Here is a 13,003-nt window from a genome sequence, read left to right on the forward strand (position 1 = left end):
TTTTACAGCATGGATTTTTTTTCTATCCTCCACCAAATTCAACCGCGAGGATGCAACTTTGCATCAAAAGAATTGCCTTCCTTTATGGCAGGGGCTGTTGTTTTGATGTCAGCGATTCTTTCTCAACTAGTCGGATCTTTTGTCAATCCATTTCACCTTCTAAGGGAAATGAATGGACGAACTATGATTCGAACCGCTGCAATTATAATAATTGGCCTTCTTTGTGAACTTGCGTCAGTTAGTTTACAAGCAATGCTCCATTCAGTACGAAAATATTTCTCAGGAGATTAAATGTAAAATGCCAGAAATAAAAATCATGTTCAACAGGCAGAGTAAATATATAGTTTATCTTCTGGCGGTTTATGTTGTTGGATGGGGACTTACGAGTTACCAAGCCGTGTTTGCGGGGCTTATACTGGGTACGATTTTGAGTTTATATAATTTATGGCTGATCAATCAAAAAATCAAGAAATTCAGTCGAGCGCTTGATGAGGGCAAAAAAGTCAAATCTCTTGGTACATTGACACGAATGGCATCCGCAGGTTTTGCGGTACTCGTTGCATTGGAATATCCGGAGCATTTTCATCTGATTAGTGTTGTATGGGGATTAATGACAGCTTATATTGTCATTTTTATAGATTTTTTCATCCAATTAATACGTCGATAGCGGGGAAGAGAGGTGAATATAGTTGAATCATGAAGCACCCTTACATGAATTTATGGGTCTAACCTTTAACTTAAGTAATGTCCTAATGATAACGATAGCAAGCCTGGTTGTATTTATCCTTGCAGTAATTAGCACACGCAAACTTGCGATGAAGCCAACTGGCATGCAGAATTTCATGGAATGGATTATGGATTTCGTTAAGGGTATTATCAATAGTAACATGGACTGGAGAACAGGTGGTCAGTTTCAACTGCTTGGTATGACTTTGCTGATGTACATTTTTGTGTCCAATATGCTCGGTCTTCCATTTGCAATTAGTTACGATGGTGTCCTTTGGTGGAAATCACCAACAGCCGACCCAGTTATCACATTGACTCTAGCAGTCATGGTCCTAGGTTTAACGCATTATTATGCTATAAAAATGAAAGGCGCGAAGGGTTATTTCAAAGCTTATAAAAACCCAATGACTTTCGTAGAGGAATTTACCAATTCCTTGACACTTGGTCTGCGTCTGTATGGTAATATTTATGCTGGTGAGGTTTTATTAAGTCTATTAGCTGGTTCTTTAGCTATGAGTGGAGCTCTAGGTTTTGTCGGAGCGATCGTTCCTACTTTAGTATGGCAAGGCTATAGTATTTTCGTCGGCAGTATCCAAGCATTTATCTTTGTTACGTTAACAATGGTTTATCTGTCTCATAAAGTCAGTGACGACCATTAATTATAAGTTCATTTTGAACTGAAATAATAAAATTTTGATACAATTTTAAGGAGGATATTTATAATGACAGGTTCAGTAGGTCTTCTTGCAGCAGCAATCGCAATTGGTTTAGCAGCACTAGGTGCTGGTATTGGTAATGGTCTTATCGTTTCAAGAACAGTAGAAGGTATCGCTCGTCAACCAGAAGCTCGCGGTATGCTTCAAACTACAATGTTCATCGGGGTAGGTTTAGTTGAGGCGATGCCTATCATCGCAGTAGTTATCGCATTCATGGTATACGGTAGTTAATAGAACCTTTAAAAAGTTCAAAAATGGCGAAGTTCGTTCCATGTGAACCTTCGCCTTTCCTTTATGTCCACAATCCTGTTTTAATACATTTTAAGAGCACAGTTTTCTAAAAGTTCATTTATAAATGAACGCTTAAGAAGTGAAACTCGTGAAGGGAGTGAACCAAGCGTGTTAACAAGCAGCTTTGTACTTGGGTCATCAACTGCCGGCTTCAATGGCGGAGATATGATTTTCCAATTAGTTATGTTTATTATTTTGTTAGCGTTGCTGAAGAAATTTGCATGGGGTCCTCTAATGGGCATCATGACTCAACGTGAAGAACACGTTGCAAATGAAATTCAAGCAGCTGAAGCTAGCAGACAAGAAGCACTTAAATATTTAGAAGAACAACGTGAGATCGTTAAGCAATCTCGCACTGAAGCTGGACAACTTATCGAAAATGCAAAACTTCAAGGTGAAGCGCAGCGTGAAGATATCGTGAAACAAGCACGTCTTGAGGCTGATCGTGTGAAAGAATCAGCGAAGCGTGAAATCGTACAGGAAAAAGAAAAAGCCATCAATGCATTACGCGAGCAAGTGGCATCTTTATCCGTTCTTATTGCTTCTAAAGTAATTGAAAAAGAACTATCTGAAGCTGATCAAGAGCAATTGATTAATGAATACATTCAAGAGGCAGGAGAAGGTAAATGAGCGATATAACAGTAGCAAAACGTTATGCCGTTGCCCTTTTCCAAATTGCGAAAGAGCAAAATCTCATTAACCAACTTGAAGCTGAACTTCGCGTAGTGAATGAAGTTTTTACAAACGATAATGAGCTATTAAGCTTTTTAGCTCATCCTAAAATGACTAAAGATGCTAAGCGTACTGTACTTATCAATGCTTTTACAAGCATTTCTCCTTCCATTCTAAACACTGTACTGTTAATGGTAGAACGTCATCGTACAGATGAAGTACCTGCCATGGCACAAGAGTTTATAGAACTTGCGAATGAAGAAAATTCAGTGGCAGACGCTACAGTCTATACAGTACGTCCATTAACTGAAAACGAAATGGAAGCTGTGTCTTCATCTTTTGCTGCAAAAATCGGCAAAAAACATTTACGCATCACTAATGTTACGGATAGCAATATTCTTGGCGGCATCAAACTTCAAATCGGTAACCGTATTTATGACGGAACGATTAGCGGTAAGCTTGATCGCCTAAGCAAACAACTATTAGGTTAATATTCACAGATAGGGGTGAAATTCATGAGCATCAAAGCTGAAGAAATCAGTGCGCTGATTAAAAAGCAGATTGAAAACTATCAGTCGGAAATTAAAGTAAGCGATGTAGGTACAGTTATCACTGTTGGTGATGGTATCGCTCGCGTTCATGGTTTAGATAATGCAATGGCTGGGGAGCTCTTAGAATTTTCTAATGGTTCAATGGGATTAGCACAAAACCTTGAGCAAAATAACGTAGGTGTTGTTATTCTTGGACCTTTCAGAGATATTCAAGAAGGCAGTGAAGTACGCCGTACGGGCAGAATCATGGAAGTACCAGTTGGAGAAGAATTAATCGGACGTGTTGTAAACCCGCTTGGACAACCTATTGATGGTCTTGGTCCAATCGCTACTACAAAAACTCGCCCAATCGAAAGTCCTGCTACAGGTGTTATGGACCGTAAATCCGTTCATGAACCACTACAAACAGGTATTAAAGCAATCGATGCTCTTGTTCCAATCGGACGTGGACAACGTGAGTTAATCATCGGTGACCGTCAAACTGGTAAAACATCAGTTGCAATCGATACAATCTTGAACCAAGCTGACCAAGATATGATCTGTATCTACGTAGCTATCGGTCAAAAAGAATCAACAGTTCGTGGAACAGTTGAAACACTACGTAAGAATGGTGCTCTAGATTACACAATCGTTGTATCTGCATCAGCTTCTCAACCAGCTCCACTATTATACCTAGCTCCTTATGCTGGTGTAACTATGGCTGAAGAATTCATGTTCTCAGGCAAGCACGTTCTAGTGGTTTACGATGATCTTTCTAAACAAGCATCTGCATACCGCGAACTTTCCTTGCTGCTTCGCCGTCCTCCAGGTCGTGAAGCATTCCCAGGGGATGTATTCTACTTGCATTCACGTTTACTTGAGCGTGCTGCTAAATTGAACGACACTTTAGGTGCTGGTTCAATCACTGCACTACCATTTGTTGAAACACAAGCAGGCGACATTTCTGCATACATTCCAACAAACGTTATTTCCATCACTGATGGACAAATCTTCTTACAATCTGATTTGTTCTTCTCAGGTGTACGTCCTGCGATTAACGCTGGTCTTTCCGTATCACGTGTTGGTGGATCTGCGCAAATTAAAGCGATGAAAAAAGTTGCCGGTACATTACGTCTTGACTTGGCTTCTTATCGTGAATTAGAAGCATTCTCTCAATTCGGATCTGACCTTGATGCTGCTACTCAAGCTAAACTTAACCGTGGTGCTCGTACAGTTGAAGTTCTTAAACAAGATTTGAATAAACCAATTAAAGTAGAAAAACAAGTTATGATTTTCTACGCATTAACAAAAGGCTTCCTAGATGATATTCCGGTTTCGGATATCCTTCGTTTCGAAGAAGAATACTATGTGTTCCTAGATCGTTCTCATCCAGAATTATTAGATCACATTCGCACAACAAAAGGTCTTCCTGAAGACGCTGCTATGGTTGCTGCTATTAACGAATTCAAAAAGAACTTCGTTATTTCTGAATAATAAGGTCTAAATAATTTTTAAAGGGTGGTGAGAATGAATGGCCTCTTTACGCGATATTAAGTCTCGGATAACTTCAACGAAAAAGACGAGTCAAATTACAAAAGCGATGCAAATGGTATCCGCTTCAAAAATGAACCGTGCGGAAGCTAATGCTAAAGCATATGTTCCATATATGGAAAAAATTCAAGAAGTAGTATCTAGTATTGCGAACGGAAGCGCGGATGCATCTCATCCAATGCTTGCCAAGCGTCCAGTGAAGAAAACCGGTTACCTGGTGATCACATCGGACCGTGGTTTGGCAGGGGCATACAACAGTAGCGTCCTTCGTCAAGTTCATAAAACAATTCTTGAACGCCATAAATCCAATGATGAGTTTGTCATTATCGCAATCGGAAGGGTTGGCCGTGATTTCTTTGTCAGCCGTGGCATGCATGTAGAGCTTGAAGTAATCGGTGTTCCTGATCAGCCGTCTTTCGCTGACATCAACACACTTGCTAAATCGACAGTGAATTTGTATCTAAATGAACTGTGTGATGAGCTTTATATGTACTATAACCATTATGTCAGCCCAATCCAACAGGACGTAACGGAAAAGCAAGTCCTTCCGTTATCGGACTTTGATACTTCCAATGCTCAATTGACATCCTATGAATTTGAACCGAATGCGGAAGAAATTCTAGAGGTTTTACTTCCTCAGTACGCTGAAAGTTTAATTTATGGTGCATTGTTAGATGGTAAAGCAAGTGAGCACTCTGCACGTATGACAGCAATGAAAAATGCAACCGACAATGCGAAAGAATTGATCGATTCACTTTCATTGCAATATAACCGTGCACGTCAAGCCGCAATCACTCAAGAAATTACCGAAATTGTCGGTGGCGCAGCTGCTTTAGAATAGATGTAATGATGGGGGCGGTCCGGCGGACGATGCTTGGCCGTTCCATAAATATGATAGTCGTTATAAGCAACGTAAGGAGGGAAAACGATGAATATAGGACGCGTTACTCAAGTTATGGGTCCGGTTGTTGACGTGAAATTCGAAGACGGACAACTTCCTAAGATCTATAACGCGTTAAGAATCGAAAATAAAGCGTCTGGTACAGGACTAACTCTCGAAGTAGCCCTTCAACTAGGTGATAATACAGTTCGTACTGTTGCAATGTCTTCCACGGACGGTTTAACTCGTGGTGCAGAAGCACTTGATACAGGAGCACCGATTTCCGTTCCTGTAGGTGATGTAACTCTAGGTCGCGTTTTCAACGTATTAGGGGAAAATATCGATCTATTTGATCCACTTACAGCAGATGTACGTCGTGATCCAATTCACAGACAAGCACCAACTTTTGAGGAACTTTCAACACAAGTTGAAATCCTTGAAACTGGTATCAAAGTAGTAGATTTACTTGCACCTTACATCAAAGGTGGTAAAATCGGTCTCTTCGGTGGAGCCGGTGTTGGTAAAACTGTACTTATCCAAGAACTTATTAACAACATTGCCCAAGAACACGGTGGTATTTCCGTATTCGCTGGTGTAGGTGAGCGTACTCGTGAAGGGAATGACCTTTTCTACGAGATGACTGACTCTGGTGTTATTAAGAAAACAGCGATGGTATTCGGACAAATGAACGAGCCACCAGGTGCACGTATGCGTGTAGCTCTTAGTGGTTTGACAATGGCTGAATATTTCCGTGACGAACAAGGACAAGACGTTCTTTTCTTCATCGATAACATCTTCCGTTTCACTCAAGCAGGTTCTGAGGTTTCTGCCCTACTAGGACGTATGCCTTCAGCGGTTGGTTACCAACCTACCCTTGCTACAGAAATGGGTCAATTACAAGAGCGTATCACTTCAACTAATAAAGGTTCTGTTACATCTATCCAAGCAATTTATGTACCTGCCGATGACTATACGGATCCGGCTCCAGCTACAACTTTCGCTCACTTAGATGCAACGACTAACCTTGAACGTAAACTTTCTGAAATGGGTATCTACCCTGCGGTTGATCCATTGGCTTCTTCTTCTCGTGCGCTTAGCCCAGAGGTTGTTGGAGCAGAGCACTATAATGTTGCTCGTCAAGTACAATCAACATTACAGAAATATAAAGAACTTCAAGATATCATCGCAATCTTGGGTATGGATGAATTAAGCGAAGACGAGAAAGTAATCGTTGCTCGTGCTCGTAGAATCCAAAACTTCTTGTCACAAAACTTCCACGTGGCTGAACAATTTACTGGTCAAAAAGGTTCTTACGTACCAGTAAAAGAGACAGTTCAAGGATTCAAAGATATCCTAGCTGGAAAATATGACGAGCTTCCTGAAGATGCATTCCGTTTAGTTGGCCGTATCGAAGAAGTTATTGCTAAAGCAAAAGAAATGGCTTAATTAAGGGAACTAGGAGGTAATGAAATGAAGACCATTAAAGTCAATGTTGTTACTCCCGATGGCCCAGTATATGAAGCAGAAGTTGAAATGGTAAGCACGAAAGCTAAAAGTGGTGAGCTGGGAATTATGGCTGGACACGTTCCAACCGTAGCTCCCCTTACTATCGGTGCTGTTCGTCTTAAAAATGGAAACAACACAGACTATGTAGCTGTAAATGGTGGCTTCCTAGAAGTTCGCCCTGATGTGGTAACCATTTTAGCTCAATCTGCTGAAAGAGCTGAAACTATCGATCTTGCACGTGCTCAAGCAGCAAAAACACGTGCAGAACAAAGATTGCAGAACAATGATGGATCTAATGACTCGAAAAGAGCTAATTTAGCACTTAAACGGGCTGTAAACCGGATTCAAATTGCAGAAATGCGATAAATTTCAAAGAAAAAGCACCCCACTTGGAAAGTGGGGTGCTTTTTTATGTTTTAGCAAAAGGCCACATTGAATTAATCGGTTGTCACATCATGTAGTATGATGTTGACAAGTATAAAAAATTATCGGATTTGGAGGAAAAGTATTTCCCTATTTGATTCGCTGAGCCATGACACTGCGTTTTACGGAATGTTATAATGTATACGCTTACATTTATTGGATGTAGTCTCGGAATATCAGATTGCTTCTAAAAAAAGGTGTACCCGCATACTTTTTTAAAACGGGGTTACTTACCTAAAATGAAGACAAGTGTACCATTTAAACATGATTCTTCTATAAAGGGTGATGGACATGGGACAGCTGCATATTTACCAAAATAATTATTTAATTGTATTCGTTTTTCTCAGCTTAGGAATCTTACTTCCACTAGTGGCACTATTTCTTGGAAAGCTTCTTAGACCAAATAAACCGAATGAGATGAAATATACGACCTACGAAAGTGGAGTGGAACCTTTTCAGGACTCCAGGGTTCAGTTCAATGTCAGGTATTATTTATTTGGATTGATGTTCGTCATCTTTGATGTAGAAACCGTTTTTCTTTATCCTTGGGCGGTTGCATATGATGAATTGGGATTGTTTGCTCTGATTGAGATGCTATTTTTTGTCCTTATCCTATTGTTAGGCCTAATTTATGCTTGGAAAAAGAAGGTGTTAAAGTGGAATTGAAATTAGATAACCTTACCAGTGAAGAAATGGAAGAAATGCGTCAAAGTGTCTTTTTATCCACGCTTGAGCAAGTAAAGGCGTGGGCTAGAAGCAATTCATTATGGCCAATGACTTTCGGGCTCGCATGTTGTGCCATTGAAATGATGGGGGTGGGATCCTCCCATTATGATTTGGATCGATTTGGTTCCTTTTTTCGTACTTCACCGAGACAATCGGATGTCATGATCGTTTCTGGCACAGTGACGAAAAAAATGGCCCCTATTTTAAGGCGCCTATATGACCAAATGCCAGAACCGAAATGGGTGATTGCAATGGGATCCTGTGCAACGGCTGGAGGCCCATATGTCCATTCCTATTCAGTGGTTAAAGGGGTAGACCAGATTGTGCCCGTTGATGTTTATATTCCTGGGTGCCCTCCTAATCCGGCAGCACTGATTTACGGAATCAATAAATTGAAAGAAAAAATCAGATATGAAGCCAAAACCGGAAAGCGGGTGATTTAAATGAGTGATGAGCAAGACTTAGCTCAGCAGAAAAAGGAGGCCGCGGCAAAAGCGAAAGCAGCAGCCCTGGCCCGAAAGCAGGTAAAAGAGAGTGGATCAGAAGCAGAAGGGGACAACCTAGATATAGCGAAGCAGAAGGCAGCCGCCGCGGCAAAAGCGAGAGCAGCAGCCCTGGCACGAAAACAGGCAAAAGAGAGCGGAACAGAAGGAGGAGAAGAAGACAACCTAGATATAGCGAAGCAGAAGGCAGCCGCCGCGGCAAAAGCGAAAGCAGCAGCCCTGGCACGAAAACAGGCTAAAGAGAGAGGAACAGAAGGAGGAGAAGGAGACAACCTAGATATAGCGAAACAGAAGGCAGCTGCCGCAGCAAAGGCAAAAGCAGCAGCCCTGGCACGAAAACAGGCAAAAGGGAGCGGAACAGAAGGGGGAGGAGACAACTTAGATATAGCGAAGCAGAAGGCAGCCGCCGTAGCGAAGGCCAAGGCTGCTGCACTAGCCAAAAAGAAAGGAGCGACCAATAAAGAAGAAGATCCCGAAAAGGCGAAGGCTAAAGCCATCGCTGCAGCAAAAGCAAAGGCAGCGGCGGCCGCAAAGGCAAAGAATACTGTAAAAGAAAGTCCCGAAGCGACCCCAGAAGCACCTTCACCCAACCAACCTATCCTCGATCAACTTATTCAGGCCATTGAACGGCATTTGGGAGAAGATGTCCTAGTAGATTACTATATTAATACCCTTTCCAAAGATATTCCCACCTTGGTAGCTAAACCTGATACATATTTCCAAATTGCAGACTTTCTACGCCATGATAAAACGTTAAGTTTTCAGTACTTATCAGAGTTGCATGGCACCGACTTTGAGACCCATATGGAAATGTATGTACAGCTGTACTCCTTTCTAATAAATCATTCAGTTGCACTGAAGGTGAAACTTGATAGGAATACTCCTTCTGTCCCGTCGTTGGTGCCCTTATGGCCGGGAGCAAATTGGCCGGAGTGTGAGGCATACGACTTACTCGGCATCGTATTCCAAGGGCATCCGGATTTAAAGCGGATCTTGCTTGGAGAAGATTGGATTGGATATCCGCTTCGTAAAGATTATCAGCCCTATGACGTGGAGGTGTAGCTCAATGTTACGGACGGAAGAGATGTTGCTTAATGTCGGGCCACAGCATCCCAGTACGCATGGCGTGTTCCGGCTTATCATCAAAATCGACGGTGAAATCATTAAAGAGGCCACCCCAGTCATTGGGTACCTTCATCGGGGAACGGAAAAGCTGGCTGAAAATCTGCAATATACACAGATCATCCCCTATACCGATCGGTTGGATTACTTAGCGGCGATGACTAATAATTATGTACTTTGCCATGCAGTTGAAACCATGATGGGGGTGGAGGTACCTGACCGCGCGGAATATTTGCGTGTTATCGCGATGGAGTTGGGCCGTGTGGCCAGCCACCTTGTGTGGTGGGGAACGTACTTACTTGATATTGGAGCGACAAGTCCCTTTTTATACGCCTTTCGTGAACGGGAAATGATCATCAATTTATTGACCGAATTGTCGGGGGCACGGCTGACGTTTAATTACATGAGGGTTGGAGGCGTGAAGTGGGACGCTCCGGAGGATTGGATAGAAAAGGTGGCAGAGTTTGTCCCCTACATGAGGGAGCAACTGGCTGGGTACCACCAACTGGTTACAGGCAATGAGATTTTTATGAACCGGGTCAGGGGTGTGGGCGTTTATTCAAAGGAAGATGCACTTTCCTATTCATTGAGCGGCGCTAATTTAAGGTGTACGGGTGTGAAATTTGATTTAAGAAAAGATGAGCCTTACTCCATTTATGACCGGTTCCAATTCGATGTACCCACCCGTGAAGAAGGTGATGCCTTTTCCCGTTATCATTGCAGGATGGAAGAAATAGAAGAGTCCTTGAAAATCCTGGAACAGGCCGTAAAGCAATTTCCTGCTGAGGGGCCGATCCTTGCCAAGGTCCCGAAAATCATCAAGGTCCCAAAAGGGGAGGCGTTCGTCCGAATCGAATCGCCAAGAGGGGAAATAGGCTGCTATATTGCGAGTGAAGGGAAAAAGGAGCCGTACCGTTTGAAATTCCGGCGACCATCCTTTTATAATCTGCAAATCCTGCCCAAATTGCTTGAAGGGGAAAATATGGCGAATCTGATAACGATACTTGGGGCGATTGACATCGTTTTAGGGGAGGTGGATGGCTAGATGATCCACAATCTACTTCAATCAGCTCCTAGCCTTCTCAACTTTGGCATCTTCTTTGGCTTGGCGGTCCTGCTCCTATTCGTAGTGTTAGGGTTTGTCACCTATGGCATCCTCTCGGAACGGAAGATCATGGGGTTCATGCAGATGCGGGTGGGTCCGAATCAACTTGGGGGTAAATGGGGGCTTTTACAGACCGTTGCCGATGTTTTAAAGCTTTTGATTAAGGAAGACACCATACCGAAAAAAGCGGATAAACTGCTGTATATATTAGCTCCCGTGATCGCCTTTGCTCCGGCTTTCATGGTCCTGGCGACCTTGCCTTTCACAGAAGCTTTTCAATTTGCGGATATAGGTGTCGGCCTCCTTTATTATGTGGCGGTATCGGGCATATCGACGATTGGCATCGTGACCGCTGGATGGGCATCCAACAATAAGTATTCTTTGATTGGCGGGATGCGCGCGGCGGCACAAATGATTTCATATGAAATCCCGCTTGTCATGTCAGTAGTGGGAATCGTCCTTTTGACGGGGAGCCTGAACCTGAACGAAATAGTTGCCGCTCAGGATAAAGTTTGGTTCATTTTCCTTCAGCCCATTGCATTCTTCGTATTCTTTATCGCATCGGTGGCCGAGTTGAATCGGGTACCTTTTGATCTTCCAGAAGCGGAATCAGAGCTCGTTTCAGGCTACCATGTCGAGTATTCCGGCTTTCGTTGGGCTTTCTTTATGTTATCGGAATATGTCTATATGTTTGCAATGGCTACGTTAACCACTGTATTATTTTTAGGTGGATGGAATTCTATGCCGTTTCTGGATTTTATTCCGGGAGCCATCTGGTTTGGCTTGAAGTTTAGTTTAGTCTTTTACGTATTGGTTTGGATTCGCGTTACGTTTCCACGTATAAGAGTGGACCAATTGATGGAGTTTGGTTGGAAGGTCTTGTTGCCCGTAGCGTTAGCCAATATATTTTTGACTGCGCTTTTCAAAGAACTATTCAAACTATTTTAGACGTTAAAGATTTTCAGAAAGTGGGGGATCCATATGCTGGGGTTAGCAAAAGGTCTAACGTACACGCTGAAGAACCTGACCCGGAAAAAGGTGACGTATGACTATCCGAATGAGCCACTGCCACTCCCTGATCGGTTCCGGGGAATTCAAAAATTCTATCCTGAAAAGTGTATTGTTTGTAATCAGTGCGTGACGATTTGTCCGACGGATTGCATTCAGTTAACGGGAAAAAGACATCCAGATCCTACGAAAAAAGGAAAGATCATCGATACCTATGACATCAATTTTGAAATATGCATTTTATGCGATTTATGCACGGAGGTTTGTCCCACCGAAGCAATCGTGATGACGAACGAATTTGAACTGGCTGAGTATAGCCGGGATCAGTTATTTAAAAATCTGGAGTGGTTGGATGAGAATGATGAGAATATTCGAAAGGTGAATAAGGTATGAGTGTGTCTGGTGAATTACTTGCTTTTATCGGCTTGGCAACCGTCGCGATAGTGGGCGGGGTACTGCTGATTACGTTAACGAAAGTGGTGCACATGGTGGTTGCACTGGTCTTTACATTCCTAAGCATTGCAGGCATTTACTTGCTTTTATCGGCGGAATTTGTCGCTGTCGTACAAATCCTCATCTATTCCGGGGCGATTACGATCGTGATGCTGTTTGGAATCATGCTGACGCGCCATCATGAAAAGGAGGAACCGGCAAAGGACGGTTGGCGAAAGTTCTTTTTGATCTTAGGGGTTGCCGGCTTTGCCTTAGTGGTTTATCTAGGCATTTACAACCTGGATATACCGGTTCAGCCATCGACCCTGCATGAGGAAAATACGAAACAAATCGGAATCGAGCTGTTCTCAAAGTATGTGATTCCATTTGAAGTGCTTTCCGTGCTCCTGCTCGTCGCTTTGGTCGGTGCCATAGTCTTGGCAAAAAAAGATGATGAGGAAGAGGGGGGAGGAAAGTTATGACAGGTGTTCCCTTGTCTGCTTACCTCGTCTTGGCACTCGTTTTATTTTGCATCGGGCTATACGGTGCCTTGACGAAAAGAAATGCAGTTATTGTTTTGATATCGATTGAACTGATGCTGAATGCCGCGAATGTCAATCTGGTTGCCTTCAGTAAATTTGGGGTAACTCCGTCTATTACGGGTCAGGTGTTTTCATTATTTACGATTACAATCGCTGCAGCCGAAGCGGCTGTGGGGCTAGCCATTTTAATGGCTCTGTACCGAAATCGAAAAACAGTCAATGTGGATGAAATGGATACGATGAAGCATTGACGGTTCATACAAATGAAGG

General features: G+C 42.7%; 17 protein-coding genes. All 17 read left to right on the forward strand.

What is annotated here, in order from left to right; all coding sequences use genetic code 11:
* The first annotated feature begins 298 nt into the window (after positions 1 to 298).
* The 17 genes from ACQKL6_RS00665 to nuoK all read left to right on the forward strand — a co-directional run bounded on the left by ACQKL6_RS00665 (position 299) and on the right by nuoK (position 12,984).
* Positions 299 to 667, forward strand: coding sequence for an ATP synthase subunit I (locus tag ACQKL6_RS00665; RefSeq protein WP_402870330.1), 369 nt, complete (start codon positions 299 to 301; stop codon positions 665 to 667).
* A gap of 22 nt (positions 668 to 689) precedes the next feature.
* The gene (gene atpB / locus ACQKL6_RS00670; RefSeq protein ID WP_402870331.1) at positions 690 to 1,385 is read left to right on the forward strand and encodes a F0F1 ATP synthase subunit A; all 696 of its coding nucleotides are present in this window, start codon (positions 690 to 692) and stop codon (positions 1,383 to 1,385) included.
* Between the two features lie 63 nt (positions 1,386 to 1,448).
* Entirely contained in the window at positions 1,449 to 1,673 is a 225-nt protein-coding gene (gene atpE, locus ACQKL6_RS00675; RefSeq protein WP_402870332.1) for a F0F1 ATP synthase subunit C, read from the forward strand.
* Positions 1,674 to 1,841: 168 nt separating this feature from the next.
* The gene (gene atpF / locus ACQKL6_RS00680; protein WP_402870335.1) at positions 1,842 to 2,363 is read left to right on the forward strand and encodes a F0F1 ATP synthase subunit B; all 522 of its coding nucleotides are present in this window, start codon (positions 1,842 to 1,844) and stop codon (positions 2,361 to 2,363) included.
* Positions 2,360 to 2,896 (forward strand): F0F1 ATP synthase subunit delta, encoded by a 537-nt coding sequence (locus tag ACQKL6_RS00685; RefSeq protein ID WP_402954879.1) that lies wholly within the window; start codon positions 2,360 to 2,362, stop codon positions 2,894 to 2,896. Before atpF ends, ACQKL6_RS00685 begins: the two co-directional genes overlap by 4 nt.
* A gap of 24 nt (positions 2,897 to 2,920) precedes the next feature.
* A complete protein-coding gene (gene atpA, locus ACQKL6_RS00690; RefSeq protein ID WP_402870337.1) occupies positions 2,921 to 4,429 on the forward strand; it encodes a F0F1 ATP synthase subunit alpha in 1,509 nt (502 codons plus the stop codon).
* Between the two features lie 37 nt (positions 4,430 to 4,466).
* Positions 4,467 to 5,327 carry a F0F1 ATP synthase subunit gamma gene (locus tag ACQKL6_RS00695; RefSeq protein WP_402870340.1) on the forward strand — a complete coding sequence of 287 codons (861 nt, stop codon included), beginning with the start codon at positions 4,467 to 4,469 and terminating at the stop codon, positions 5,325 to 5,327.
* Between the two features lie 87 nt (positions 5,328 to 5,414).
* Positions 5,415 to 6,812, forward strand: a complete 1,398-nt coding sequence (gene atpD, locus ACQKL6_RS00700; protein ID WP_402870343.1) for a F0F1 ATP synthase subunit beta — start codon at positions 5,415 to 5,417, stop codon at positions 6,810 to 6,812.
* 24 nt (positions 6,813 to 6,836) lie between these two features.
* A complete protein-coding gene (locus ACQKL6_RS00705) occupies positions 6,837 to 7,238 on the forward strand; it encodes a F0F1 ATP synthase subunit epsilon (RefSeq protein ID WP_402870346.1) in 402 nt (133 codons plus the stop codon).
* Positions 7,239 to 7,586: 348 nt separating this feature from the next.
* A complete protein-coding gene (locus ACQKL6_RS00710; protein ID WP_402870349.1) occupies positions 7,587 to 7,961 on the forward strand; it encodes an NADH-quinone oxidoreductase subunit A in 375 nt (124 codons plus the stop codon).
* Between the two features lie 26 nt (positions 7,962 to 7,987).
* Positions 7,988 to 8,464, forward strand: coding sequence for a NuoB/complex I 20 kDa subunit family protein (locus ACQKL6_RS00715; RefSeq protein ID WP_402871312.1), 477 nt, complete (start codon positions 7,988 to 7,990; stop codon positions 8,462 to 8,464).
* On the forward strand, positions 8,465 to 9,586 hold the full coding sequence (locus ACQKL6_RS00720; protein WP_427650248.1) for an NADH-quinone oxidoreductase subunit C: 1,122 nt from the start codon (positions 8,465 to 8,467) through the stop codon (positions 9,584 to 9,586).
* Positions 9,587 to 9,590: 4 nt separating this feature from the next.
* Entirely contained in the window at positions 9,591 to 10,691 is a 1,101-nt protein-coding gene (locus tag ACQKL6_RS00725; protein ID WP_402870357.1) for an NADH-quinone oxidoreductase subunit D, read from the forward strand.
* Positions 10,692 to 11,699 carry an NADH-quinone oxidoreductase subunit NuoH gene (nuoH, locus tag ACQKL6_RS00730; RefSeq protein WP_427650250.1) on the forward strand — a complete coding sequence of 336 codons (1,008 nt, stop codon included), beginning with the start codon at positions 10,692 to 10,694 and terminating at the stop codon, positions 11,697 to 11,699. It begins immediately after the preceding gene.
* Positions 11,700 to 11,732: 33 nt separating this feature from the next.
* Complete coding sequence (gene nuoI, locus ACQKL6_RS00735) at positions 11,733 to 12,152, forward strand: NADH-quinone oxidoreductase subunit NuoI (RefSeq protein ID WP_402870364.1); 420 nt, start codon at positions 11,733 to 11,735, stop codon at positions 12,150 to 12,152.
* Complete coding sequence (locus ACQKL6_RS00740) at positions 12,149 to 12,673, forward strand: NADH-quinone oxidoreductase subunit J (RefSeq protein ID WP_402990474.1); 525 nt, start codon at positions 12,149 to 12,151, stop codon at positions 12,671 to 12,673. The genes nuoI and ACQKL6_RS00740 overlap by 4 nt, the downstream gene beginning before the upstream one ends.
* Complete coding sequence (gene nuoK, locus ACQKL6_RS00745) at positions 12,670 to 12,984, forward strand: NADH-quinone oxidoreductase subunit NuoK (RefSeq protein WP_402870369.1); 315 nt, start codon at positions 12,670 to 12,672, stop codon at positions 12,982 to 12,984. Before ACQKL6_RS00740 ends, nuoK begins: the two co-directional genes overlap by 4 nt.
* Positions 12,985 to 13,003 lie beyond the last annotated feature (19 nt).

It is taken from the genome of Peribacillus sp. NPDC097197 (assembly GCF_050278025.1).
Classification (GTDB): Bacteria; Bacillota; Bacilli; order Bacillales; family DSM-1321; genus Peribacillus.

Coding starts and splice junctions, on each gene's coding strand:
- ACQKL6_RS00665 (WP_402870330.1), top strand. CDS start 299: ATGCCAGAAATAAAAATCATGTTCAACAGGCAGAGTAAATATATAGTT.
- atpE (WP_402870332.1), top strand. CDS start 1,449: ATGACAGGTTCAGTAGGTCTTCTTGCAGCAGCAATCGCAATTGGTTTA.
- ACQKL6_RS00685 (WP_402954879.1), top strand. CDS start 2,360: ATGAGCGATATAACAGTAGCAAAACGTTATGCCGTTGCCCTTTTCCAA.
- atpA (WP_402870337.1), top strand. CDS start 2,921: ATGAGCATCAAAGCTGAAGAAATCAGTGCGCTGATTAAAAAGCAGATT.
- ACQKL6_RS00695 (WP_402870340.1), top strand. CDS start 4,467: ATGGCCTCTTTACGCGATATTAAGTCTCGGATAACTTCAACGAAAAAG.
- atpD (WP_402870343.1), top strand. CDS start 5,415: ATGAATATAGGACGCGTTACTCAAGTTATGGGTCCGGTTGTTGACGTG.
- ACQKL6_RS00705 (WP_402870346.1), top strand. CDS start 6,837: ATGAAGACCATTAAAGTCAATGTTGTTACTCCCGATGGCCCAGTATAT.
- ACQKL6_RS00710 (WP_402870349.1), top strand. CDS start 7,587: ATGGGACAGCTGCATATTTACCAAAATAATTATTTAATTGTATTCGTT.
- ACQKL6_RS00715 (WP_402871312.1), top strand. CDS start 7,988: ATGGAAGAAATGCGTCAAAGTGTCTTTTTATCCACGCTTGAGCAAGTA.
- ACQKL6_RS00720 (WP_427650248.1), top strand. CDS start 8,465: ATGAGTGATGAGCAAGACTTAGCTCAGCAGAAAAAGGAGGCCGCGGCA.
- ACQKL6_RS00725 (WP_402870357.1), top strand. CDS start 9,591: ATGTTACGGACGGAAGAGATGTTGCTTAATGTCGGGCCACAGCATCCC.
- nuoH (WP_427650250.1), top strand. CDS start 10,692: ATGATCCACAATCTACTTCAATCAGCTCCTAGCCTTCTCAACTTTGGC.
- nuoI (WP_402870364.1), top strand. CDS start 11,733: ATGCTGGGGTTAGCAAAAGGTCTAACGTACACGCTGAAGAACCTGACC.
- ACQKL6_RS00740 (WP_402990474.1), top strand. CDS start 12,149: ATGAGTGTGTCTGGTGAATTACTTGCTTTTATCGGCTTGGCAACCGTC.
- nuoK (WP_402870369.1), top strand. CDS start 12,670: ATGACAGGTGTTCCCTTGTCTGCTTACCTCGTCTTGGCACTCGTTTTA.